At 63.9% G+C, this 25,455-nt stretch carries 16 protein-coding genes; all 16 read right to left on the bottom strand.

The features are described 5' to 3' along the window. Positions 1-101: 101 nt before the first annotated feature. Positions 102-935 (bottom strand): glycosyltransferase family 2 protein, encoded by an 834-nt coding sequence (locus ACVOLR_RS01430; RefSeq protein ID WP_481534864.1) that lies wholly within the window; start codon positions 933-935, stop codon positions 102-104. Further along, a complete protein-coding gene (locus ACVOLR_RS01425; RefSeq protein ID WP_481534921.1) occupies positions 932-1,801 on the bottom strand; it encodes a glycosyltransferase family 2 protein in 870 nt (289 codons plus the stop codon). The genes ACVOLR_RS01430 and ACVOLR_RS01425 overlap by 4 nt, the downstream gene beginning before the upstream one ends. Then, the gene (gspD, locus tag ACVOLR_RS01420; RefSeq protein ID WP_481534863.1) at positions 1,798-4,029 is read right to left on the bottom strand and encodes a type II secretion system secretin GspD; all 2,232 of its coding nucleotides are present in this window, start codon (positions 4,027-4,029) and stop codon (positions 1,798-1,800) included. The genes ACVOLR_RS01425 and gspD overlap by 4 nt, the downstream gene beginning before the upstream one ends. 9 nt (positions 4,030-4,038) lie before the next feature. Beyond that, positions 4,039-4,719 (bottom strand): type II secretion system protein XpsN, encoded by a 681-nt coding sequence (locus ACVOLR_RS01415; RefSeq protein ID WP_481534862.1) that lies wholly within the window; start codon positions 4,717-4,719, stop codon positions 4,039-4,041. Beyond that, the gene (gene gspM / locus ACVOLR_RS01410) at positions 4,709-5,317 is read right to left on the bottom strand and encodes a type II secretion system protein GspM (RefSeq protein WP_481534861.1); all 609 of its coding nucleotides are present in this window, start codon (positions 5,315-5,317) and stop codon (positions 4,709-4,711) included. Before gspM ends, ACVOLR_RS01415 begins: the two co-directional genes overlap by 11 nt. Then, complete coding sequence (locus ACVOLR_RS01405; protein WP_481534860.1) at positions 5,292-6,419, bottom strand: PilN domain-containing protein; 1,128 nt, start codon at positions 6,417-6,419, stop codon at positions 5,292-5,294. The genes gspM and ACVOLR_RS01405 overlap by 26 nt, the downstream gene beginning before the upstream one ends. Beyond that, positions 6,416-7,270: a type II secretion system minor pseudopilin gene (locus tag ACVOLR_RS01400; RefSeq protein WP_481534920.1), complete on the bottom strand. Its 855-nt coding sequence runs from the start codon at positions 7,268-7,270 to the stop codon at positions 6,416-6,418. Before ACVOLR_RS01400 ends, ACVOLR_RS01405 begins: the two co-directional genes overlap by 4 nt. Beyond that, positions 7,267-7,926: a prepilin-type N-terminal cleavage/methylation domain-containing protein gene (locus ACVOLR_RS01395; protein WP_481534859.1), complete on the bottom strand. Its 660-nt coding sequence runs from the start codon at positions 7,924-7,926 to the stop codon at positions 7,267-7,269. Before ACVOLR_RS01395 ends, ACVOLR_RS01400 begins: the two co-directional genes overlap by 4 nt. Continuing rightward, positions 7,923-8,315: a type II secretion system protein XpsI gene (gene xpsI / locus ACVOLR_RS01390; protein ID WP_481534858.1), complete on the bottom strand. Its 393-nt coding sequence runs from the start codon at positions 8,313-8,315 to the stop codon at positions 7,923-7,925. The genes ACVOLR_RS01395 and xpsI overlap by 4 nt, the downstream gene beginning before the upstream one ends. Then, positions 8,312-8,824, bottom strand: a complete 513-nt coding sequence (gene xpsH / locus ACVOLR_RS01385; protein ID WP_481534919.1) for a type II secretion system protein XpsH — start codon at positions 8,822-8,824, stop codon at positions 8,312-8,314. Before xpsH ends, xpsI begins: the two co-directional genes overlap by 4 nt. Positions 8,825-8,830: 6 nt before the next feature. Then, positions 8,831-9,259, bottom strand: coding sequence for a type II secretion system major pseudopilin GspG (gspG, locus tag ACVOLR_RS01380; RefSeq protein WP_282268242.1), 429 nt, complete (start codon positions 9,257-9,259; stop codon positions 8,831-8,833). A gap of 28 nt (positions 9,260-9,287) precedes the next feature. Further along, on the bottom strand, positions 9,288-10,505 hold the full coding sequence (gene xpsF, locus ACVOLR_RS01375; RefSeq protein WP_481534857.1) for a type II secretion system protein XpsF: 1,218 nt from the start codon (positions 10,503-10,505) through the stop codon (positions 9,288-9,290). Positions 10,506-10,536: 31 nt separating this feature from the next. Continuing rightward, positions 10,537-12,264: a type II secretion system ATPase GspE gene (gene gspE, locus ACVOLR_RS01370; RefSeq protein ID WP_481534856.1), complete on the bottom strand. Its 1,728-nt coding sequence runs from the start codon at positions 12,262-12,264 to the stop codon at positions 10,537-10,539. Between the two features lie 123 nt (positions 12,265-12,387). After that, on the bottom strand, positions 12,388-14,271 hold the full coding sequence (locus ACVOLR_RS01365; RefSeq protein WP_481534855.1) for a S8 family serine peptidase: 1,884 nt from the start codon (positions 14,269-14,271) through the stop codon (positions 12,388-12,390). 155 nt (positions 14,272-14,426) lie between these two features. Next, positions 14,427-22,820, bottom strand: coding sequence for an ESPR-type extended signal peptide-containing protein (locus ACVOLR_RS01360; protein ID WP_481534854.1), 8,394 nt, complete (start codon positions 22,818-22,820; stop codon positions 14,427-14,429). Positions 22,821-23,533: 713 nt separating this feature from the next. After that, positions 23,534-25,360 carry a S8 family serine peptidase gene (locus tag ACVOLR_RS01355; RefSeq protein ID WP_481534853.1) on the bottom strand — a complete coding sequence of 609 codons (1,827 nt, stop codon included), beginning with the start codon at positions 25,358-25,360 and terminating at the stop codon, positions 23,534-23,536. Between the last annotated feature and the right edge of the window lie 95 nt (positions 25,361-25,455).

The following is a 25,455-nucleotide window of genomic DNA, read 5'->3' as shown; positions in this document are numbered from 1 at the left end:
GCGGCCCGGGTTCAGGCAGGCGCGGGGACTTGTTCATGGTCTGTGGCAGGCGCGGCGGCCAGGGCCACTGGCCTGGCTCAAAAAAGCCGCGAGATCCGGCCTTACTTCAGCAACAACCGAGGCACCTGCATCAGCGCGTGCGCCCAGATCGCGCACCACACCCCTACGCGCACCGGCACGCTGCGCTGGCTGGCTTCAAACTTGCGGAAGTAACGCCACAGCCCACGATGCTTGTGCCATTCCACAAAGAACGGCCGCGAGCGACTGGATACACCGCGCACGTGCAGCACCTTCAGATCATTGGCGATGGCCACCACCGCCCCGGCCTGACGCGCGCGTCGGCATAGGTCCAGATCTTCGGCATGCAGCCGGTAGCCATCGTCCCAGCCATGCAGGCGGTCGAACAATCCTCGCGGCATCAGCAGCAAGGCACCCGACAAGGCCTGCACCTGCTGCAGTGGCATGGAATGATCCACGTCCACTGCCAGACGCGAGCCCGCACCGGGATTGCGCAGCATCGCGGCGAAGTCCGGATCGCGTCGGCGCACGGCTGCATCGGCCACGCCGTTCTCGTCCACCTGTTCGACGCCGAGCAGGCAATCGCCCAAAGGCTGGCCCAAGCGACGCAATTGCGACAAGGTCTGCGGCTCGACCATCAGGTCCGGGTTGATGAAAGCGAGCCACGGCATATGGCATTCGCGTGCGCCTTGGTTGCAGGCGGTGGCAAAGCCGGGATTGTCCGGATTGGCGATGAAACGCACCCGCGCATCGGCCAAGGCGTGGCGCTGCGCGATAGCCAGCGAGCCGTCGCGTGACGCGTTGTCCACCACCCGTATCTCGGTTACATCCTCGGCCGCACGCAGCCGCTGCAGACACTCATCCAGCGTGCTCGCACTCTCATAACTGACCACCACCACCGCAATTGAATCGCTCACACCGGCTCCGCGCCTGGAAGGGATGCACAGGCGTCGAACAGGTCGGGCTGGGCTTGCGGCATTATCGCCTGCTCGCATAGCTGCTGCAGTTGCTGGCGGTGCGCATAAAGCGGGTCATTCATCAGGAATGCGGCCAGCCGCGCGGTCCATACCGGCCAGCGATTGGCCAGCACTTCCATGTCGCCCTCGCCCGGCCGGCCTTCACTCTGGCGGCCGACAAAGGCGTTGTCACACAGCACATTGCGCCAGCCCAGCCCACTCATGCGCAGGCTCAGATCTACCAGCGCGGCATACCACGAACCGTAGCTGTGGATATCCAGACCGCCGGCGCGCCGGCGCGCACTGCCGCGTATCAGCACCGCATGGGTAACTGCCGAGGGCAGCTCCGGCTGCAGCAAGGGCATTGCCGCCAAGGCCTGCAACAACCGGGCCGGATCGGCAGGCATCGGATTGAGTTCACCGGCACGCGGCCACGATACGGCTTCGCCGGCGTTGCTCCACGGCGTGGCGGTAGCGATGGAGGCATCACGCGCCAGACAGTCACTGAGCTGCTGCAACCAACCCGCCGTAGGCAGTGCGTCCGGAGCGAGCACTGCCACGTCGGCGTCGCCACAGGCCTGCAACATCTGATCCAGATGCGCCGCCTCGCCGAGCGGGCGTGGACGGCGTGTGTACTCGGCCTGCAGACGGGTGCCCGCCAGCCAGTGCTCGATCACCACCTGCCCACGCGGGCCACTCTGGCCATCATCGGCCAGCCACACCGGCGTACCCGCCGGCGTGTGTTTTTCCAACGCCGCGAGGCAGGCATCGAGCGCCGCGTCATCCACGCCCACCGGCAACAAAATGACCGGCAGCGCCATGTTCAGCGACCCTTCGGTGCGTTGATCGGATCCAGCGCACGGAACTTGCTGCCGTATTCGTCGGTGAGGTTACGCGCTTCCTGCGGGTTGCGAACGATGGTCGGGGTCAGCAACACGATTACTTCGCTGCGTCGACTGCTTTGGGTCTTGCGGCCAAACAGGCCACCGATCACCGGCAGTCGGCTCAACCCGGGCAGACCGGACGAGCCCTTGGTGGCACTGTCTTCGATCAGGCCAGCCAGCATCACCGTGTCACCGGCATTGACCGCCGCTTCGGTCTTCATGCGGCGGGTGTTGATGCGTACGTTGCCGTTGTCATCGGCCTTACCCTCCGGCGAGCTGACCTCCTGCACGATGTCCAGGAACACCATGCCGTCACGGGTGACGCGCGGGCGCACCTTGAGGATGGTGCCCGTTTCCAGGTACTGCACCTGCGCGTACTGGTTGTCGTTGATGCCCGACACCGACACCGAGTACACAGGAATCTTGCTGCCCACGTTCAAGGTGGCCACGGCGTTGTTGCGCACAAACAGCGACGGCGTCTGCAGCAGGCGTACGTCGGTGACCTGGTCCAGCGCAGTGATCACTGCAGCGGCATTTTTACCGAGGAAGGTCCAGCTTAAACCGCCGCCACCCTGGCCATCACCGGGAATCAGCGAGCCAGCGATATCGCCCCAGATGCCGCGCCCCAGCGCCGACGGCAGGCCAGCTCCACCTTTGTCGACTGCGGCATTTACAGCCTGCTCGAAATACCAGTTGACGCCGTAGCTCAGGTCACCGCTCAAGGCGACCTCGGCAATCTGTGCCTCGATATGCACCTGCATCGGCATCACATCGAGTTTTTCCACCACCTCACGGATCGAGCGCCAGGCCTGCGGGGTGCTGCGTACCAGCAAGGTGTTGGTTTCTTCCACCGCCGAGACGCCGACGCGGTCGCCTTCCACTTCCAGGGTCACGCTGCCATTGCCGGAGCTACGTTGCGGCAAGGACATGCCCTCCCCCATACCGTTGTTGCTGGTGCTGGTGCTGCCACCGTCTTTACCGAACGAGCCACCACCATCGCCCAAAGTATCGTCGGCGTTAGCCGAAGGATCGACAGTGCCGCCGCCCTGCAGGCTGATCGGGCTGGCGCCGGGGGCGAGCGAGGCCGGCCCACCTTGGCCGCCGCGCGAGCCACCGCCGCCGAACACCTCGGCCAGGCGTTCAGCCAGGTCCTTGGCCTTGATGTACTTCAACTCATGCGAAAACAGCCGCGCACCGCCACCGGCGCTGTCTATGCGATCCAGCCACTGCTGGATCTGATCCAGATAACGTGCCTGCGGAGTGATCACCAGCACCGCGTTGGCGTTGTCCAGCGGCATGAAACGGAACATGCCCGCACTCGGCGTCTTGCTGGCTTCGCCGAACACCTTTTCAAGATCATTGGCTACCTGCGAAGCGCGGCCGGACTGGATCGGGAACACGCCCACCGACATGCCCGACAACCAATCCACGTCGAAGATCTCGACCGTGCGCAGATAGTTTTCCAACTCGGTGCGTGTACCACCCAAGGTGATCACGTTTCGTGAACTATCGATACCTACAATAGCGCTGGGTCTGGCATAGGGCTTGAGCACCTTTTCCATTTCGCTAGCGGAGATGTACTGCAGCGGCACCACCCGAACTTCATAACCGCGCGCGGCCGAGGCCGGCGCGGTGCTCGGTGCAACCGTACCTGCCAGCGACTGGTCGGCCGGCACCACGTTGTAGCGGCCACCGCTGTAGATCAGGCGTGCGTTGTTCCAGCCCAGCACCATCTCCAGCAGGTTCAGTGCCTGCGCCGGTGATACCGGCTTGGGCGTGGCCAGGGTTACTGTGCCCTGCACGGTCGGGGCGATGACGTAGTTCTGGCCGAGCATGTCACCAAGGATGGCCTTGGTGACCGCCTGCACCGACTCGCCTTCAAAGTTGAACACTGCCGTGCCATTGCCAGCAGCGCTCAAGGCAGGCGCAGGTGCCGAAGCAGCCGCGCGGTTGATCACCGTGCCATTGCCACGGCGGATCACCGCCCGACCCTGGTTGTCGTCGGGCTTGGGCGCTTCTTCGATACTCAACGGATTGGTACTGGCCGCCTCGCCGGGGGCCGGCGTGCGTGTGTCCGGCGCAGCATTGCGGCGGATATCCGGCGACGGCGTGGTGACGCAGCCGCTCAAGGCACCGATCAGCAGACTGACTGCAACTATGCGTGATGTCATACGCTCACTCTACGGGTTCTGGCTGCCGGGGCTGCCGTTCTGATTCTGTTGTGCCTGCCTGCGGCGGGCCTGGATGCGTTCACGGATCGCCTTGATCTGGTCAGCCGACGGCGTAACCGCTTCGGCTGACGGCGGCGCGGCGGGCGCGGTAACGGGCTGAGCAATGGGCTGCGGACTGCCAGGTACAGGCGCTACGCCGCCTTCCCCCTGCGGTTTTGGCCCACCACTGAATACCTGCAGCTCCAGATTCAGCGTACCCGCTGGCCCGCTGACCACAGCGCTACGTGGCTGTAGCGACAGCAGCTGCCAACCGTCCTGCACCTCGCCGCCCAGACGCAGGCGCAGCGACTTGCCTTGCTCGGTGGTTAAGGTGGCCATGTCCAGACCTGGCGTCATCAACACGCCGGTCAAGCGCACACTGGCTGCTGCCGGTTCGCCAGCTTCGCCGATGAAAAACGGGTGCGGCCGACGATCGCTGGCAAACAGCGGCCGGCTCAAGGCCTCGCCATTGTCGGCAACTGCCAGCTGCGCAGCCTGCGGCACTGCTGGCAAGGCCGGCACTTCCAACGCGGCACTGCTGCTGCCAATCCGGCTGCCCAGGCCAAACAGGCACGCGGCCCAGACCAGCAGCGCCCAACCAGCAAATACTCCCAGCAACCAGGTGCGCAGGCCCGCTACGTCATTGCGCATTGGCAACCTCCGTGGCCGCTGCGACTACGCCGGGGCGCAGGTAACCGCTGAGCTCAAAACTCACATCAAGCCCGCCGCCGCCTTCGCCCATGCCCGCGGACAAGATGTCGAGCCGGTCCACGCGCAATTGCGGGGTTCCGGTTTCCAACGTCTGCAACACACTCATCCATTCGCTCATGCCGCAACGCAGCCGCGCCTGCACCGCAACCCGCGGGAAGCGGCCAGTGCTGTCGGCCGGCAATGGCGAGCGATCACTGATCGCACAGCTGCGCTGATCCGGGCTGGCCAGGCGTGCAGCCTCCTCCAGTCGTTGTACCAGCTTGGAGGTAGCCAGCTCGGCCGAGCTTTCAGCCATGAAGCCCGGTTGATCGGCCAGCGTCTGCTGCGCCTGCTGCAGCCGCTGCGCCACCTGCGGTGCCTGCCGCAACTGCATGCCGATGCGCTGCTGGCGCTCCTGCAAGGCCGCTATTTCTGCTTCCACCGCCAGCATCGGCCGGGTCCACAAGGGCTGCACCAGCAACAGATAGATCACGCCCAGTACGGCCAGCAGCAGGCCAAGGGCCAACCAGCGGTCACGGCGCGGGGGGTGCGGTGCCATCGGCAGCCTCCTGGTTGGGGCCGCGCAGTTCTGCGGTCAAGGTGAAACGTTCACGCCCGGCACCTTGGCCAGCCTGCAGCACGCCGGTCAATGACGGCGTCTTCCACAGCTTGGAGCCCTCCAGCTTGGAGACCAGCGAGGAGGCACTGCTGCTCATGCCGATCAACTGCATGCGCCCGCCTTCGATCGACAGTTTTTCCAGCGAGGTGTCATCGCCCAGCCGCTGACTGAGCTCGTTGATGATTTCGGTGGCAGAAGCCTGCAGGGCACGCTGTGCAGTAAAGAACTGCTGGCCATCGACCAGATCCTGCAATTGCTGGCGCTGCGCGGCCACCGCACGTGCGCGCACTGCGGCGGCATCCACCTGCACCGACAGTTGTCTGGCCGCAGCGCGGCGGTTGTCCAGCAGCTGCCATGCAGCCAATACCATCATCACCAGGCCGGCGATCAACAACAGCCGGTTGAGCCGGCGCATGGGGTCATGCCGCTGCCTACGCATCGCCTGCGGCAACAGGTTCACACCCAAGGGCTGACCTTCAGCGTCGACCGCGTCCACACCGTCAAGCTGCTGCTGCCATGCCTCGCCCGGGCCCAGCAAGGTGTCCACCAGAGGCCGCGGCGCGACCACCAGTTCGGTATCCAATTGACCGTCATCGCGGCGCTGCAACAGGCGCACGTCGTAATACACCTGCGCAGTGCTGAAGGGGGTTTGCCGGTCAATCTCGAAACCCAGTACTTCGCGCAGGCGTGCCTCGGCTGCGGCCGGCAGGCGCAGGGGCTTGCGCAGTACTGCGCTGGCCGACAACAGCCCGAAACGCGGCAGACCCATAACGCGCGGAGGCAAGGCCGCGTCCACTGCATTGGGCGTCGAGCCGCCAGGCAGCGTCTGCAGCAACTGCCGTTGGCCGCTCTGCAACAGCGATACGGTCAGCTGCCCGTCGACAAGCTCCAGCAGCAAGCGTGCATCGGACACGCCGAGCAGGGCCCGCCAACGTGACGGTAGCCACGACAGCAACGCCTGTGTCCACCACGCCCAGAAGCCACTGGCACCTGGCAAGATGCGAGCGCTTGCCTGCCCCAGTCGTTCACGCAACCCCGTCATCTAGACATCGCTCCCTGTTCCCACTGCAGCACCGTATACGGCGCACCGGCCATAGCACCGGGATTAAGACGAACCACGGCGCGGGTCACCGCTTGCCGCTCGGCTACCAGCTGCGCTCTGCTTTCCACACTATAAGTGCCGCTGTCACCTCCCATGGGTGAAGTTTCGCCCATCCCCGCACTGCCGTCTGCACGCTCACGCTGGGCGATGATCAGCGCCGCATCCATCCCCATCGCAGTCAGCACCGGCGCCGCCGCGAAACGTGGACTGGGCCGGCCATTACCGTACACCGTCACCAGCGGTGCCAGCTGTGCATAAAGTGCGGGCTCCATGCCGAGCACGCGCTGCAGCTCGCTGATGCTGTCGAACGGCGCGTTTTTGGCGCCGTAAGGCAGGCCAGCGGCCTGATAATCCGCGGTTTCCGCGCCGCCGGAGACCTGCAGCAGCGAATCGACGTCACGCCAATCGACGATGGCTCCAGCCATTTGCGAAGCCTTGTCCGGTGCCACTCCGAGTGCACGCAGCAGGCCTTGCAACAGATCCAGATCGGCCTTGTTCAGATCAACCTTGCCGGTCTCATCAACGATACGCAGCTCCACCGCATGGCCATCAAACTGCCAGCGATAAGGGCGCCCGTCGGCGTGCCAGCTGGGCTGGGTGGGGGTGGCGCGCATCCGCGACAGCGCGTAATCGATCCCGGCATGGGCGACCTGCTCACCTCCGGCAAGGTCGCCAGTCACCCGGCCCTGCAGGTGCTCGACCCGCGCAGTCAGCGCAAACGCCGCGATGACCGTGGTCAACAGCGCCACCACCCACAGCACCAACACCAGGGCCGCACCGCGCATCTTCATCGCCAGCTCCCGGCAACGCCGTGCTGCGGCAATGCGACGACCAGCGGCGGCCACGCCGGGCCACCTGCGGGGGTGATCTCGATGGAGACCAAGGCCGGCATGCGCCCCGGAGAATCCCAGCGGTCCTGCCAGCGGCCCATTGCGCCGGTATTCGGATCGGTACCGCGATAGCGCAGCTTCACCTGCTTAAGATCGTCGGCCAGCAGCTCGCTGCCACGCGGTGGATTTTCCTCCAGCAGCTCACCGTTCTGCAGCAGGGTCAGCCCGATCCGCAGCTCCTGCTTGTCACCGCTGCCGCTGACTTCAAGCGTGTGCAGATAGGGCCCACCGCGGCCCAGATAATTTGGCACATTGGCTACAAATCGCAGCTGCTGCGGCGTGCCGGTAAACACCTTGGCAGTGCCACTCAACGCATCGCGCTGCATTGGCAATGGCATCGCCGAGACCAGCCGCCTGCGCAGGAATCCCTCAACCGCGCGCATGCGTTCATTGCCACTGGCAATCGCCTCACCACGGCTGCTGATGGCCAGCGTCGAGCGCACCGCAGCGAACGCCAGCGCCATGCCGGCGGCGAGCAACACAGTGGCCAGCAGCACCTCGATCAAGGTGAAGCCACTCACACGTCTTGGACGCCATGGGTGCAGTGAACGCTTCATGGCGGCGCCTCCAGCGGCGCGTTGCCACGCAGCCGCAGCGTGCGCCAACGCAATTGTTCCTGCGCACTGTCGCCCCAGCGCACCTGCAGATCGAGCAACCATAGCCGCGCCTGTTGCTGACGTGGCTCCACATAGGGCGAGACCTGCAGACTCCAGTGATAGCGGCCCTGCTCCCATTCGCCCTGCTGGCGGCCTGCGCTCAATGGCGCCTCTACGCCTGCCAGTGCAAGCAACGACTGTGCGTGCAAGGCGGCACGGCCATAGCCGTCAGCCATGCTGACCTGACGCGCCGCACCAGACAGACTGCCCAATAACAGCGTCATCGCCAAGGCCAGCAAGGCGAAGGCGACGATCACTTCAATCAGCGAATAACCGCGTTGGCGCTTCATCCAGCGCCCTCGCGCAGCGGACCGGCCTTGACCTCGCCGGTGATCCACGCCACATCAATACGCCATACCGCATTGCCTGCACGCAGTTCGATACGGCCGCCGCTGGAGGCGCCATCCTCAAAGAAGCGTATGACACCTTCGTCCCTGCGCGTCTGCAATTGGCCGGCGCCGGTGAAGCTCACCGTCAGCGCCTGTGGCAGCTCGCCATGATGGCCATCCGCGCCCTGCCAGCGCCGGGTGCCCGGGTTGATCTGCAATTGCTGGACGACGCCGGTACTGATCGCGCGGGTGCGGGTGTAACGCAGCTCGGCCGCCAAAGCCTTGCCGGCCGAGCGCAGACGCATGCCATCCATGCCGCCGCTCATCGCCATTGTCGCCATCAAGGCCAGCGCAGCAACCAGTGCCAGCACCAGCACCATCTCCAGCAGCGACATGCCGCGCATTGCGCCGCGCCGCGCGGATACGGCACGCGCGGCGGCAAACGAAAGCGGAAGACGCGGCGCGACCATCACGGCTTATTCGTAGCGGATATCGGCGTTATAGCTTTCGCCGCCGGGCTGACCGTCGGCGCCCAGACTGATCAGGTCAAACGGACGTCCCTCGCCCGGCACCCGGTACTGCACCGGATTACCCCACGGGTCATTGAACTCCGCCGGCTTGGAGTACGGGCCGAGCCAACCGGCGACACCTGCGGGCTGGGTGGACAGATCCTCCAGCTTGCTCGGCAAACGGCCGGTGTCGAGCTTGTAGTTCTCCACCTTGCTCGCCAGGGTCTGGATCTGGGTCTTGCCGAGGTTGGCCTTGCCGCGATCGGCACCGCCGAGCACGCGACTACCAACCAAGGTCAGCACCGCGCCGATCAGCACGATGACGATGATGATTTCCAGCAAGCTCATGCCAGCCTGGCGTGCGCGTGACATGGGTTGTTTCAGGGTTCGCCTCATTTCTTCATCCTTTGCGAAAAATCAGGGGTTAACCGATGGCGTTGGTCAGGTCATACAGCGGCACCAGCACCGCGATGATGACCATGCCGACCACCGACGCCAACAACAAGGTGATCACCGGCACCAGCGCCGCCAACAAGCGGTCGATGGCGCGGGCAGTCTCCTGCTCAAACGTATCGGCAGTCTTGAGCAGCATGCTTTCCAGCGTGCCGGACTCTTCGCCGACCTGGATCATCTGCAGGGCCAGGCGCGGAAAGCGCCCATTGCGCCCCAGCGACGAAGCCAGCCCAGCACCGTTCTTCACTGCCTCGGCGGCTTCACCCACATCAGCGACCAGGGCGCGGTTGCTGAGCACGTTGCGGGCAATACCCAGCCCAGCCAACAGCGGCACGCCGTTGCGCAGCAAGGTGCCAAGCGTGCGCGCAAGCCGTGCGCTCTCCAGTTTGGCAACCAGTCCGCCAATCATCTGCCGCTTCAACAACCATGTATCAAAGCCCAGACGGAATACCGGATCACGCCGCTTGCGTTCCACCCACAGTAGCAACAGCGCCGGCACCACGATGAAAACCAGCCAGCCTTTACGCACCAGCAGGCCGACTTCCAGCACAACTTGGGTGAACCACGGCAGGGTCACATCGAGGCTTTGGTACATCAGCGAAAACTGCGGCACCACATAGCCAAGCAGGAACAACAGGGCCAGACCTACCACCACCAGCAGGATGGCTGGATAGATCAGGGCGTTGATGACACGCCCCTTCAATTCCTGGCTGCGCTCCAGATAATCGGCCAAGCGCTGCAGGGTTTCGTGCAGGCTGCCGCCAGCTTCACCAGCACGCACCATGTTGACGTACAGGCGTGAGAACAGACCGTGCTGCCGCTCCAACGCTTGCGACAGTGGCGCGCCGCCGCGCACGCTGTCGCGGATGTCGGCAACCACCCGTTGCGAGCGCTGGTCTTCCGGCGTTTCCATCAGGATCGACAAGGCCCGGTCCAAGGGCTGCCCGGCGCTCAACAGGGTTGCCAGCTGCTGGGTGAACTGGACCAGGGTGGCGCCTGCAAACGGGCGTTGCCGCCATTGCTTCCACCCGCCGCCCTCGAATGCCGAGCCGGTCGCCGGCTTGGCTTCCACCGGCAGATGGCCCTGCTCCTGCAGGCGCGCGATCACCTCGCCTTCGCTGGCCGCATCCATCTGCCCTTCGAGCAGGTCGCCACGGGCATCCAGTGCCTTGTAACGGTAACGCGGCATCAGCAGCGCCGCTCCGGGTAAACGCCATGGCTCATGCGTCCTCCGTCACCCGCAGTACTTCTTCCAGCGTGGTCTCGCCGCGCAGGGCCTTGCCGATGCCGTCTTCGTACATGGTGCGCATGCCGGCCTTGCGCGCGAGCTGTTCGATCTCGCCCATGCCGGCCTTGCGCATCACCGCATTGCGCAAGGCATCGTCCATCACCAGGAACTCGACGATGGTGGTGCGGCCCAGGTAACCGGTCGGCGCCTGTGCCGATGGCTGTGCACGGTACAGATGGATATCGCCCTGCGGCTGGAAGCGGCGCAGGCCGAAGCGTTCCACTTCCTCGTCCGATGCGCGGTAGCGCTGCGCATGGGTCGGCTCCAACCTGCGCACCAGGCGCTGGGCGAGGATGCCATTGATGGTGGAGGTGAGCAGATAGTCTTCCACGCCCATGTCCAGCAGACGGGTGATGCCGCCGGCTGCGTTGTTGGTGTGCAGGGTGGACAGCACCAGATGGCCGGTGAGTGCGGACTGGATGGCGATCCGCGCGGTTTCCAGATCGCGCATTTCGCCGATCATGATGATGTCCGGGTCCTGGCGCACGATGCTGCGCAAGGCGTTGGCGAAATCCAGCCCGATCTGCGGCTTGGCCTGGATCTGATTGATGCCTTCCAGCTGATACTCCACCGGGTCTTCGACGGTGATGATCTTGACCTTGTCGGTATTGAGCTGGTTCAACGCGGTGTACAGCGTGGTGGTCTTGCCCGAGCCGGTGGGGCCGGTGACCAGCAGGATGCCATGCGGCTGCTCCAACACCTTACGGAATTGCGGGAGGAAATCCTCGCTGAAGCCCAGCCGCTGGAAATCAAATACCACCGCTTCGCGGTCGAGCAGACGCATCACAACGCTCTCGCCGTGTGCGGTTGGCATGGTGCTCACGCGCAGGTCCAGTTCCTTGCCCTGTACCCGCAGCATGATGCGACCATCCTGCGGCAGGCGGCGCTCGGCGATATTGAGCTTGGCCATGATCTTGATACGGCTGATCACTGCCGCGGTGAGATTGACGGGCGGGCTTTCGCCATCGACCAGCACACCATCAACCCGATAACGCACCTTCAAGCGGTTCTCGAACGGCTCTACGTGGATGTCCGATGCGCGCAGTTCCACCGCACGCTGGATCAACAGGTTGACCAGACGGATGACCGGCGCTTCGGAGGCAAGGTCGCGCAGGTGTTCGATGTCGTCCAACGGCGCGAGCTCGCCGTCGGTGGTCTCCAGGATGGTGCCCATCGCGGTCCGGCCCTGTCCGTACCAGCGCTCGATCAACTCATCCACTTCGCTGCGCACGCCGACCACCGGCGCCACCTCGCAGCCGGTGGCCAAGCGGATCGCGTCGATCGCGTAGCCATCCTGGGGATCAGCCATCCACAACAGGATGCGCCCGCGCTGCTCACCCAGCGGCAGCACCAGGAACTGCTTGAGGAAGCGCAACGGCACCGGCTCGGCACCCTCCACCAGTTCCGGTGGGTGTTCGGGCAGCTCGCGGGCGGCAAGCAGCCGCAGCCCCAATACCTTGGCGCAGACTTCAGCATGGTCGCGCTCGGACACCAACCCCAGCCGTGCCAGCAATACAAGCAGGTCGCCGCCGGATTCACGCTGCAGCTGGCGGGCACGCTGCAGGTCCGCCTCTTTCAACCGGCCCTGCGCCAGCAGTTCGGTGACGATGCGGTCGGCAGGCGATGGCGCAAGTTGGGCGTCGTGGGCTACCGCGTTCACGCAATCCTCCTGTGTTGGCCGAACTTTAGCAGTTCGTACCCGCAGGTCGTGCACATGAATCCGCATTCCACGCAAAAAGAACCCCGGCAATGCCGGGGTTCCAAGCTGACCCAAAGGTCAGAATTACTGGCGGGCAACCAAGCTGACGCCGCTATAGGAGCTCGCTCCCACCAGAGTGACGTAGTAGGTCCCGGCCTGCGGCGCGTTGAAGCGCACCGTTTCACTGTTACCGGCGCGGGTCGATTTGGCGTCGAATGCGGTGCTGCTCGGCACCGCGTCGTAGCGGACATACACCGACACATCGCCGCTGCCGCCGTAGGTCATGAAGGTCAATACCTTGCCGGCCTCGGCCTGGAAGCTGTACACCGTCTCGCTGCCGCTGCTGCCGGCAATGCCGGTCACGGCGATCTTGTTGACCAAGGGGGTCGCGTCCGGACCGCATTGCTCCACGTTGGGATCACATGGCGGCGTGGTTGCCTTTACCAATGCGGCGTTGATGTTGAGGATGCCGGCGCCGATCGGGGTACTGGCTGGGATCGCCACCGGGAACGGCGTGGCGGTCTTCTTCAGCAGGTCACGCATCTGGTTCAGGGTCAGCGGCGTGTCCACCACGCTCTGCACCATTGCTACCGCAGCGGCCACATGCGGCGATGCCATCGAGGTGCCGCCCATGCCGCCAAGAATCCAGTTGCTCGGCTCCGGCCCTTTCTCGCCGCCGTTCATCACCTGCCAGATATAGCCGTTCGGGTTACCGTCGACTGAGCCGCCACCGCCCGGCGCAGACAGATCCACGCGTGCACCATAGTTGGAGTAGTAGGCACGGGCACCGGTAATACCGGTGGCGCCGACGCTGATCACGTTGTTGCAGGAAGACATGGTGTAGCTGGCAGCGTTGGCATTGTCGTTGCCCGCCGCAACCACCACGATGGCACCCTTGCTGTTGGCAAGATCGATGGCTTCCTGGTACTCAGTCGGGCAGGTCGCGGGCGATACGCTGCCCAGGCTCATGTTGATGACTTCGGCAGGATTGGTATTGAGCGGCAACCCCGGCACCTCGCCGCCTGCGGCCCAGACAATGCCGTCGGCGATATCACTGCCGAAGCCGCCGCAGGAACCGAGCACGCGTATCGGCATCACTTTGGCTTTGTAGGCGAGGCCGGCCAGACCACGGCCGTTGTTGGTCTCTTGGGCGACGGTACCGGAGACGTGACTGCCGTGCCAGGAACTGACGTCGGCCGCATGCGAGCCGCCGGTCGCCCAGCCGGTGCAGTAGTTGGCTTCCACCCAGTCGCCGACATCCCAACCACCTGCTACACGCCCGTCGCTGTCGCGGCGCGAGACACGCTTGTCGCTGATCATGTCGTAGCCGGGAATGACGTTGTTCTGCAGGTCCGGATTGCCCTGGGTAATGCCGGTATCGATCACCGCCACCACCACGCCTTCGCCCTGCGAGAGGTCCCAGGCCTGCGGCGCACGTACGCCCGAGGTCGCATTGAAGAAATTCCATTGGTATTGCGCGTAGTTCGGATCGGTTGGGACCATCGACGGAGCGACGTTGGCCGTACGCTGATACATGCGATCGATATCCGCACGTTCCACCGCTGGATTAGCCTTGAGCTCGCGGACGAAGTCGGCCGCCTCCTGTGCGTTGAGCGCACGCGAGGTCTTCACCACACTCCAGCCCGGCGCACCCATGCGCCGCAGCAGCGCGGCCTGGACCGCTGGCTGGGCCGCAGCACGCGAGGTCTTGGCTACGACACGATCAAGGCCGGCGCGCGATGCCGCTGCGCCAAGGCCACGATTGAGCGTCGCCGCATCACGCAACTCGCTGCTACCGGCGCGGTACTTCACCACGAACCGATAGCCACCGCTGCTGTCCACCGCGGACGAACTCAAGCCAATTACTTTCGCAGGTCCAATTTCTGCAGCAGATGCGGCAGGCACGCCGATCGAAGCCATCAGTACGGCACCGGCAATCGCCAAACCAAGCTGGGTCTTCTTCTTCATGTCGGATCTCTCGTCTTTATGGAACAGGGATGGAACCTCAACGCTGCATCGCTTTGCCGTCCTGGCTCGCAATAGCCGTACTGCGGGGGCAGCACGGCCACTACCGATGAACCTGGAAGCCCCCGCCGCAGCAGGCGGGGGCGAAACCAAACCGCTTACCAGCCGAAACCAGCGCCGACACCAACCGAGCTGTCGTCACTGGTGAATGCACCACCAAAGGTGACGGTGGCGCGATCACTGATGGCGCGCTGGTAACCCACGGACAGCGCCGATTCGCCGCCCTGGTAGCCGACACCTACGCCAACCCGGTTCTGCGTGCGTACGCCCGCTGCACTGGTGGCCATGTTCAACATGGCCGCGCTCATCGCACCTTGACGATCGAGGCGACGGTCGACATGACGCAGACGCTTGTCGATATCCCCACGGAAGATGTCGAAGCTGTCAGCCATGCTGCTGAACTTGGTATCGGTATAGGTATTGGCGGCGGTGATGCCGCTATCCAGCTGCGCCTTGTTGACCGCATCGGTGGCCTGCGTACCAGCGGCAACACTGGTGATCTGCCGCTCATGACCGCTGCTGCCGACCGACACGCTGTTGGCACGATCGGCGATCGACCCCTGCCCCAAGGCGACAGCACCGGTTGCGGTGACGCTGGAGCCCTGACCAATCGCCGTACCCGAGGCAACGCTGACGGTGGCTCCTTCGCCCATCGCCACCGCATTGGTGGCCGCCGCAGCGATGCTGGTATTAGCGCCTACCGCGGTGCTGCCGTCGGCGTTGACGCGGGAATTGCTGCCTATCGCGGTGTCGTTCGGGCCATGTGCATAGCTGTTATTGCCGATGGCACTACCCGCGACGTTGTTGGCCTTGGCCTGCTCGCCCAGCGCTACGCCACTGCTACCCGCCGGTGTAGCGGTCTCTCCGCGCGGACCATTGCCATTGCCATTGCCATTGCCGTTGCCATTGCCATTGCCGTTGCCGTTGCCATGACCGTTCCCATTACCATTGCCATGCCCGTTTCCGTTTCCGTTTCCATTGCTGGCGATACGGTTGTTGAGGGACGTGACCTGACCATCGAGCGCCGACAACGCTGCACCCACGTTGTTGTAGCTGGCCCCCTGGATGACATAGGTCGGGGCTACAAACATGCCCTGCATGCCAACGCCGGCACCGCCACCTAGGAAGCTGGCCATATTGCCCAGCGACTGGAACAGCTGCCCGCCGTTGATGGCCTGCATGCTGCCAGCGGCGATGGCACCGGCTGCCACGTTATCCAGCGTGGTTCCCTGGACTCCTGCAAGGGTCAGCTTGTCGCGGCTGGCATCGTCGTAGGTCACCGCATTGGCAGTTACGCCTTCGATGTTGCCGATGCGCCCATCAATGTCGGTAACGCGGGTTTCCACCGCACCGACGCGTTGGTTGGTGACATGCAGCTGGCCACCGGTCACCGCATCGCTGCTGCCTTCGGCGATACGCCCAGCACCGACATTGACGATGCGACGGGTTGCCGGTCCATTGGTCCCGTTGCCACCGCCCACCGACACCACATTGGCTTCCACCGCACGCGAGCCTGCGCCCAATGCCACCGAGTTGGCACCAGAGACGCCGGCACCTGCACCGATAGCAACGCTGTTGACACCGTTGCTGGCAAACGCGCCGTAGCCGATGGCGACACCGTTGACCGCGGTGATCGAGGTCTGCCGGCCGAGTGCGGTGCTATTGCTGGCCTTCGCTGCGGCATCCGCACCCACCGCCGTTGCCCCGTTCGCACTGGCGGTGCTGGAAGCGCCCAGCGCGGTACTGCGCTCGGCACTGGCAAGTGCAGCCGAACCCGAAGCGAGCGCATTGGTACCACTGGCGGTAGCTACGCCATCGCCGGTCGCGCGGAAGTACTTGTTGGTTTCCCCGGCAACGCCTGCCACGGCATCCAGCTGCGACTTGTTGACCGCATCGGTTGCCTCGGTACCAGCAGCGACGTTGGTGATCTGACGCTCTGCGCCTACATCGCCAACCGACACCGCGTTATCACGACTGGCCACCGAACCGGCACCCAAGGCCACCGCGTTCTCACCACTGGCCTCACTGCCCATGCCAATCGCGGTGGTGCGTTGGCCAACTGCCCAGGCATTGGCACCAACTGCAGTTGCGTCATCGCCAAACGCCCAGCTGCCGCTGCCAATGGCTACCGCATTGGTCGCGCCGATGCCGAAGAAGCCAAAGCCGGTCTCGGCACCATCACCAATCGCCAGACTACCCTCGCCAAGAGCTGAGGCATTGCGGCCGACCGCAACGTTGCCGTCTTCATACGCAGCTGCGTTGTAGCCGACTGCGGTGGTGCCCGCACCTTCGGCATAGCTCTGCGAGCCGGTAGCGGTGCTGTAGTTGCCCAGTGCATTGGCCACCGCACCGCTGGCGGTGGACTGATCGCCCTTGGCGTAGGCACCAACGCCGGTTGCCGTTGCCGCAAAGCCTTCGGCATTGGCACTGGCACCGAGCGCGGTACCGCCAACACCAGCGCTGGTGGCACCGGTCTGCACCGGCTCACCGCCCACGTTGATCAGCGGATCACCATTCGCATCCACCGCATTGCCGCCCACGGCCACCGCACCTGGCCCCATTGCCTGCGCGTTCTGGCCAAACGCAGCTGCGTTCTGGCCGCTGGCCAAGGCATTCATGCCGACTGCGGTAGCACCATCAGCCAGCGCATTGGCACCACTACCGAAGGCCGAGGCGCCATTGCCGATGGCATTGGTCGCTTCACCGGAGGCAGTTGCGTTGTCACCTTCCGCGTAGGCACCTGCATCGCTGTCGGCGCTACCGGTAGCCTTGAAGTACTTGGCTGTGGTCTGCCCTTCCGCAGCCACCGCCGCCACTTCATCAAGCTGGTCCTTGTTGACCGCATCGGTGCCCTCGGTACCGGCGGCCACGTTGGTGATCTGTCGTTCGGCACCCACATCACCTACCGACACCGTGTTGTCGCGGCCGGCAATCGAACCTGCACCCAGCGCCACCGAGTTGGTGGCACCGGCTTCCGCTCCCGTGCCAATCGCCGTGCTCTGCTGACCGAAGGCCCAGGCATTGGCGCCAACCGCGGTTGCATCGTCACCGAAGGCCCAGCTGCCGCTGCCAATGGCGACGGCGTTGGTTGCACCGATACCGAACAAGCCGAAGCCAGTTTCAGCACCATCACCAATCGCCAGGCTGCCTTCACCCAATGCAGAAGCATTGCGACCGACAGCAACATTGCCGTCCTCATAAGCAGCTGCGTTGTAGCCGACGGCGGTGGTGCCTGCTCCTTCCGCATATGACTGCGAACCAGTGGCGGTGCTGAAGTCGCCAACCGCATTGGCGACCGCACCACTGGCAGTGGACTGATCACCCTGCGCCCATGCGCCAACACCGGTTGCGGTGGCGGCGAAGCCTGCGGCATTGGCACTGGCACCGAGCGCGGTGCCACCGACACCGGCACTGGTGGCACCGGTCTGCACCGGCTGGCCATTGGAGGTGATCAACGGATCGCCATTTTCGTCTACAGCGTTACCACCCACCGCCACCGCGCCCGGCCCGGTGGCCTGTGCGTTCTGGCCGAAGGCCGCTGCGTTCTGACCGCTGGCTACTGCATTCATGCCGATTGCTGCCGCACCGCTGGCCAAGGCATAGGCGCCGTTGCCGATCACGATGGCGCTTTCACCGCTGGCCACGCTGTTGCTGCCCAATGCAATCGCATTGTCGCCATCAACCAGATTGGCGAAGCCGAACGCGCTGCTGTTGGCGCCGTCCACCTGGTTGAAGTTACCGAACGCCGAGCTGTTGCTGCCGTTGGCAGTATTCACATAGCCAACGGCGCTGGAGTATTCACCGGCGGCGACGTTGTAACTGCCCACTGCGGTGCTCTGTGCACCGGAAGCCTCCGAGCCAACACCCGCGGCGGTTGCACCGTCACCGCTGGCGACCGCGTCGTCACTGCCATCGGCTGCGCCGTTTGCCTTGAAGTAACGCCCGGCCAGCAGTGCTCCTTCGGCTGCGGTATTGAGCTGATCCAGATTGACCGCGTCGGTGCCTTCGGTACCAGCAGCCACATTGGTTATCTGCCGTTCGGCGCCCACATCGCCCACCGACACGGTGTTGTCGCGTCCAGCAATCGAGCCTGCGCCCAGTGCCACCGAATTGGTGGAACCTGCTTCAGCGCCGGTGCCGATGGCGGTACTCTGCTGACCGAAGGCCCAGGCGTTGGCACCAACTGCGGTTGCATCGTCACCGAAGGCCCAGCTACCGCTGCCGATCGCTACCGCATTGGTCGCGCCGATACCGAACAAACCAAAGCCGGTTTCGGCACCATCACCAATCGCCAGACTGCCAGCACCCAAGGCCGACGCATTGCGACCGACGGCAACGTTGCCGTCTTCATAGGCTGCCGCGTTGTAGCCGACCGCGGTGGTGCCTGCACCTTCGGCATAGCTCTGCGAGCCGGTCGCGGTGCTGTAATTGCCCAGTGCATTGGCAACCGCACCGCTGGCGGTGGACTGATCGCCCTTGGCATAGGCACCAACGCCGGTTGCCGTTGCCGCAAAGCCTTCGGCATTTGCACTGGCGCCCAACGCGGTTCCGCCGACACCGGCACTGGTGGCACCGGTCTGCACCGGCTCACCACCCACGTTGATCAGCGGATCACCGTTCGCATCCACCGCATTACCACCCACGGCCACCGCACCGGGGCCCATTGCCTGCGCGTTCTGGCCGAACGCAGCTGCGTTCTGGCCGCTGGCCAAGGCATTCATGCCGACCGCGGTTGCGCCATCAGCCACGGCATTGGCACCACTGCCGAAAGCCGATGCGCCATTGCCAATCGCATTGGTGGCTTCACCAGCGGCAGTGGCGTTGTCGCCCTCTGCATAGGCGCCGGCATCACTGTCGGCGCTGCCGGTGGCGGTGAAGTACTTGCTGGTGTTTCCAGCCACGGCAGCCACTTCATCCAGCTGATTCTTGTTGACCGCATCGGTGCCTTCGGTACCCGCGGCAACATTGGTGATCTGACGTTCGCTGCCTACATCACCGACCGACACACTGTTCTCACGATCGGCCCAGGAGTTGGCACCGATGGCGACACTGTTGACCGCTTCGGCCACCGCGCTCTGGCCCAGTGCGGTGGAATTGTCCGCATCGGCCCAGCTGTTGAAACCAATTGCAGTTGCATATTCACCCAAGGCCCAGGCGCCATTGCCGAATGCCGCAGCGCCGGTGCCGGAGGCCTCGGTGCTGATCAAGCCGCCGTAGGTGGTACCGCCGACTGCGGTCGACTCCTCACCCGATGCAATCGCCGATTCACCCACTGCGGTGGTGCTGGCGCCGGATGCCTCTGCAGCCAGACCCATGGCAACGCCGTAATCACCAGTGGCCTGCGCGCCATACCCCACCGCCGAGGCGAGGTCTCCGGAGGCAACCGCATAGCTGCCAACTGCCGTGGTGCCACGGCCACTGGCCTCGGCACGGAAGCCGCTGGCCAGTGACTGCTGACCGGACGCGACCGCCTGCGCACCCTGCGCCGTAGCAAATGCGCCCGAAGCCTCCGCACCCGCACCCACGGCGCTGCTGCTGTCGCCACTGGCGACGCTTCCGGAGCCAATCGCAACTGCGTCGTCTGCATCAGCCAAGGCGCCATCGCCGATCACCACGCTGCCGTCACCGCTGGCGACACTATTGCTGCCCAGCGCGATTGCATTGGCACCATCGACCAGATTGGCCATGCCGAACGCACTGCTGTTCTCGCCATCCACCTGGTTGAAGTTGCCTACCGCCGAGCTGTTCGTGCCATTGGCGGTGTTCACGTAACCGACCGCGCTGGAGTAATCACCGGCTGCGACGTTGTAGCTACCCACGGCAGTGCTCTGCGCACCGCTGGCCAGCGATCCCACACCGGCGGCGGTTGCACCATCGCCGCTTGCCACCGCGTCGTCACTGCCATCGGCTGCGCCGTTGGCCTTGAAGTAGCGCGCAGTCAACTCCGCGCCATCAGCGACGGCAGTGAGCTGGTCGACATTGACCGCATCGCTGCCTTCGGTACCGGCAGCAACATTGGTGATCTGCCGCTCTGCGCCTTCCGCACCAACCGACACGCTGTTGGCGCGATCCGCCAGCGAGTTCGCGCCCAAGGCAACGCTGTTGGTGGCGGTCGCGATGGCGGTGGCGTTTGCGCCCAGCGCGGTGCTGTCTGCGCCAAGGCTGGTGCTGTAGAAGCCTACGGCCGTGCTGTTGGCGCCGCTGGCCCAACTCTCCGCACCCAGCGCACTGGCGTTGTCGCCTGCCGCATAGGCGAAGTAGCCGACAGCGGTGCTTTCTGCCCCTGCGGCTTCGCTCAACGCGCCTGATGCCAGCGCGTAATCCCCGGAGGCAATTGCGCCAGCACCCAGCGCCGTGGACGCTTCACCACTGGCCTGGGTATCAACGAAGAAGCCCAGACCCGGAATGAGATCGATCGGGCCACCGACGGCGACGCTGCTGGTGCCCGACGCCGCACTCTGGCTACCTACCGACGTGCTGTAGTCGCCGGTTGCATTGGCTACGGCACCAAATGCGGAGGACTGCGCGCCCTGCGCGAATGCGCCAAGACCGGCGGCGGTGGCGGCGAAGCCCTCCGCGCTGGCGCTGGCACCAAGGGCGGTACCGCCGAGACCGGCGCTGGTCGCACCCGTCGTTACCGGCTGTCCGCCAAAGGTGATCAATGGATTGCCATCGGCATCCACTGCATTGCCGCCGACGGCGACTGCTGCCGGGCCGGTGGCCTCAGCGTTCTGGCCAAACGCGGCACTGTTCTGGCCCGTGGCCAAAGCGTTCATGCCGACTGCGGTTGCACCGTTGGCGACAGCATTGGCACCGTTGCCATAGGCCGATGCACCATTGCCGATCGCATTGCTGGCTTCACCCGCCGCCGTCGCTGCGTCGCCTTCCGCATACGCACCGGCATCACTGTCGACGCTGCCCGTTGCGGTGAAGTATTTGCTGGTGTTTTCTGCAACCGCTGCGACTTCATCCAACTGCGATTTGTTCACCGCGTCGGTGTCTTCGGTGCCGGCAGCGACATTGGTGATCTGCCGTTCGCTGCCGACATCACCCACCGACACGCTGTTCTCGCGATCCGCCCAGGAATTGGCACCGATGGCAACGCTGTTGACCGCTGCCGCGGTGGCGCTCTGACCAAGCGCGGTGGAGTTGTCAGCATCGGCCCAGCTGTTGAAGCCAATCGCGGTGGCGTACTCACCTATCGCCCACGCGCCATTGCCGAATGCCGACGCGCCGGTGCCCGACGCCTCGGTGCTGATGAAGCCACCGAAAGTGGTGCCGCCGACCGCAGTGGATTCTTCACCCGAAGCGATCGCCGATTCGCCTACCGCCGTGGTGCTGGTAGCCGACGCGGAAGCGCCCAGACCCATCGCAACACCGTAGTCGCCACTGGCATCAGCGCCATAACCAACTGCGGAAGCGAGGTCGCCGGAAGCTGAGCTGTAGGCACCAAGCGCGGTGGTGCCGCGACCACTGGCATCGGCACGGAAACCGTTGGCCGTTGCCTGCTGCCCGGAGGCGAGCGCTTGGCTACCCTGCGCGGTTGCAAAGGCGCCCGAGGCTTCAGCATCGCTACCAACGGCCGTGCTGCCCTGCTCGCTGGCCACACTGCGTGAACCCACGGCGGTGGCGTCATCGGCTGCCGCATAGGCGCCATCACCAATCACCACACTGCCTTCGCCACTGGCGATGCTGTTGCTACCCAGCGCAATCGCATTGGCACCATCCACCAGATTGCCGGACCCGAAGGCACTGCTGTTGGCGCCATCAACCTGGTTGAAATTGCCGACTGCCGAACTGTTCTCACCGTTGGCGGTGTTTACGTAGCCAACCGCGCTGGAGTAGTCGCCAGCGGCCACGTTGTAGCTGCCCACCGCAGTGCTTTCCACACCGCTTGCCAGCGAACCAACACCCGCAGCCATCGCACCTTGGCCACTGGCTACTGCATCGTCACTGCCATCGGCAGCGCCGTTGGCCTTGAAATAGCGGCCGGCCAGCAGCGCGCCGTCTGCGGCTGCATTGAGTTGATCGAGGTTCACCGCATCGGTACCGGCGGTACCGGCGGCGACGTTGCTGATCTGACGCTCATTTCCAGCCGAGCCTACCGATACCGTGTTGGCGCGATCAGCGATGGAGCCTGCACCCAGTGCCACGCTACCTGCGGCCGATGCCACCGTTCCAGCGCCAATGGCGACTGCATTCGTACCCGAGGCATCGGCGCTGCTGGCGATGGCGCAATCCACCAAGGTCGCACTGCCAAGCACCATGCACTGCGCGTTGCCGCCCACTTCCACCGACTGTGCCTGTGCCGCGGTTACCCAGGCACCTGCTCCTAGACCCAACGCAACGGCAACCGACAAGGCTTGCAGGCGCAACCCGGCGCTATGCCGCTCATCCATGACCACACCGGCCGAGCTGGACGATGCCAACTCCGACGCCACCACCAACTGCCCCAATGCCTTGTTCCATACCTTGCGGTAGATCCGGTTCATCGCTGCTGCTCCTCAAGTGGACGGGTTTTTTCGCTTGCAGAAAACCCCATCGCTGGACTGGTGTGCCCAACGATCCCCCTGTGGTGTTGTGGTCCCGGTCCCGATACAGCTGGGCACGTGAGGCTCACGCCTGTCGCGGTCTACCCCCCTTGTTCCATACCTGTCGGGTGACTACGGGATGGATGGAGTCTTAATCGACGATTCATGATTCGTCAAATATTTGGCCATTACCTCCCATTTCGGGATGAGTCTCACAAATCTCTCATTTCAGTGAGATCTTCCGGAAAATTACTTCTGAAACAGTTGCCTAGCGCGCCCCTACGCTGAGGTCGCCGGATCCAGCCGGATCGCCCCGGCAGAAATCAAAAAAGCCCGCAAGCCTTGGGCTGCGGGCCTTTTTAATGATTTTCACGATCCCACGGAAGCGGCCGACTCGATCTTGCTTGAAAGCCGGAAACAGTTGCATTGCAGCAACCCGGTTTGCGCTGACAGCTACCAGTCGACACATCAGCGGATCGGGTCTGTCTCCGAGCAGCGTCAAGTAGATGACGCGCCTAGCAGACGATCGCTCAAAGTGATTCTCAATCCCCAGGGACAAGTCCACTTCAACGCATGATCTGCTATGCACGCGATGCCGCTGTCAATCACACGCCCGAAGAAAAAGGCCCTGGAAAATCCAGGGCCTTCGTTTGAACCAGGCGCAAAGCAGCCGATTACTGTCGCGCGACCAGCGATACGTCGGTATAAGCACTTTCCCCGACCAACTTGACGTAATAGGTCCCCGATTTGGGTGCGGTGAAGCGTACGGTTTCGTTGTTCCCCAAACGCTTGGAAAACGCGTCCGCCTGCCCTGGCAGCGGCTCTTTCCCGTGGCTTACATATAGCGACACATCCCCTTTACCGCCTAGCGTGATGAAGCTCAACACTTTGCCAGCTTCAGCGTTGAAGCGGAACAAACGGTTACTAAGCGCGCGCCCTTCAACTTCTTCGACAAGCTTGTTGAACAGCGGCGTGGCCTCCGGCGGACAAACTTTCTCCGCGGGGTCACATGCCGCCATAGCCCGCACCAAGGCGGCGTGAACGTTGAGGACGCCTGGACCAATCGGTGTCGCATCCGCTGTCACGGCCGGAAATGGCGTAGCAGTCTCCCTGAGCAGGTCGCGCATCTGCTGCAGGCTCAGTGGCGTCTTGACGACGCTTTGCACCATCGCCACAGCGGCTGCCACATGCGGAGCTGCCATCGATGTACCGTCGCTCGCCACCACTTGCCAATCCGGACCCGGGCGGGTGGTACTGGTGTTCTTCACCTGCTTCACGTTTTCGCCTGGCGCCGCGATATCTACCCGTTCACCGTAATTGGAGAAGCTCGCTTTCTTTCGTCCTGGACCGGTGGCTGCAACACTGATCACCCCCTTACATCCAGACATGGTGTAAAGAACTGCACTATCGTTGGAATTCCCGGCTGCAACAACAACAATTGTCCCGACGCTGTTGGCCTTGTTTATCGCCTCTTGGTACAGCGACGGGCACTTCCTATGCGCCCCGCTTCCCACGCTCATATTGATTACTTCAGCGGGGTGCGGATTCAATGGCAAACCAGGCACTTCGCCTCCCACAGCCCAGACAATACCGTCAGCGATGTCGCTGGTGTAGCCACCGCAGGAACCAAGCGCCCGCACCGGCAATACCTTTGCCTTGTTTGCCAAACCGGCCACCATCAGTCCGTTGTTCGTTTCCTGCGCGATGGTGCCAGCCACATGACTACCATGCCAGCTACTCGACGCAGAAAAGATGCTCTGATTGGCGGCCCAAGACCTGCAATAGCCAACCTCAAACCAGTCACCCATATCCCACCCCCCTGGTACGCGCACATCGCTGTCACGGCGGGAAGCCCGTCTTTCACTGATCATGTCGTACCCGGGAAGGACATTGTTCATCAGATCCGGATTGCCTTGCGCGATTCCCGTATCCACCACCGCCACCACCACCCCTTCTCCCTGCGTGATGGCCCATGCCTCCGGAGCATGTACTCCTCCAGGACCGGACAAATTCCACTGCTGCGCGTAGGAGGGATCATTGGGCGTTACCACACGCGGCTCCAACGCCATGTGCTGGTACATGTGATCGACCTCCACACTCTCCACCGCCGGGTCGCTCTTCAACTCCCGCAGGAAATCCTCCTCCTCCTTACCGTCCAACAACCGCGACGTGGCCACCACATTCCAGCTTGCAATCGCAGAGCGACGCACCAACCTTGCTGCTACTGCAGGTTTTGTAGCCGAGCTTCCCTCTACCGCCACTGCTCTGTTCAGCTGCGCGCGCCCCAGTGCCACATCCAAGCCACGAGTCAGCCTGCTCGCATCGCGAAGCTCAGGCATTCCCGCACGGTATTTCACCAGATAGCGCTGATTGCCAGCCAACGCTACTGGGTTAGCAGGCACCGCCGGTGCAATATCAACTGCGAGCGCCACCGTAGTCATTGTTGAAAACGCCAGCGACATCCCCGCAAGTGCAAAAAAAAGATGTTTCTGCTTCTTCATGTTGGTTGTCTCTTCGCAAGAAAGGAATGATGCCCAAACCACCACCTACAAAAATCCACATGTGACCGATGGCCCGCAACGCATTGCTGCCAGAT

It is taken from the genome of Stenotrophomonas sp. STEN030 (assembly GCF_056759995.1).
This window is presented reverse-complemented; position numbering and strand designations above follow the sequence as displayed.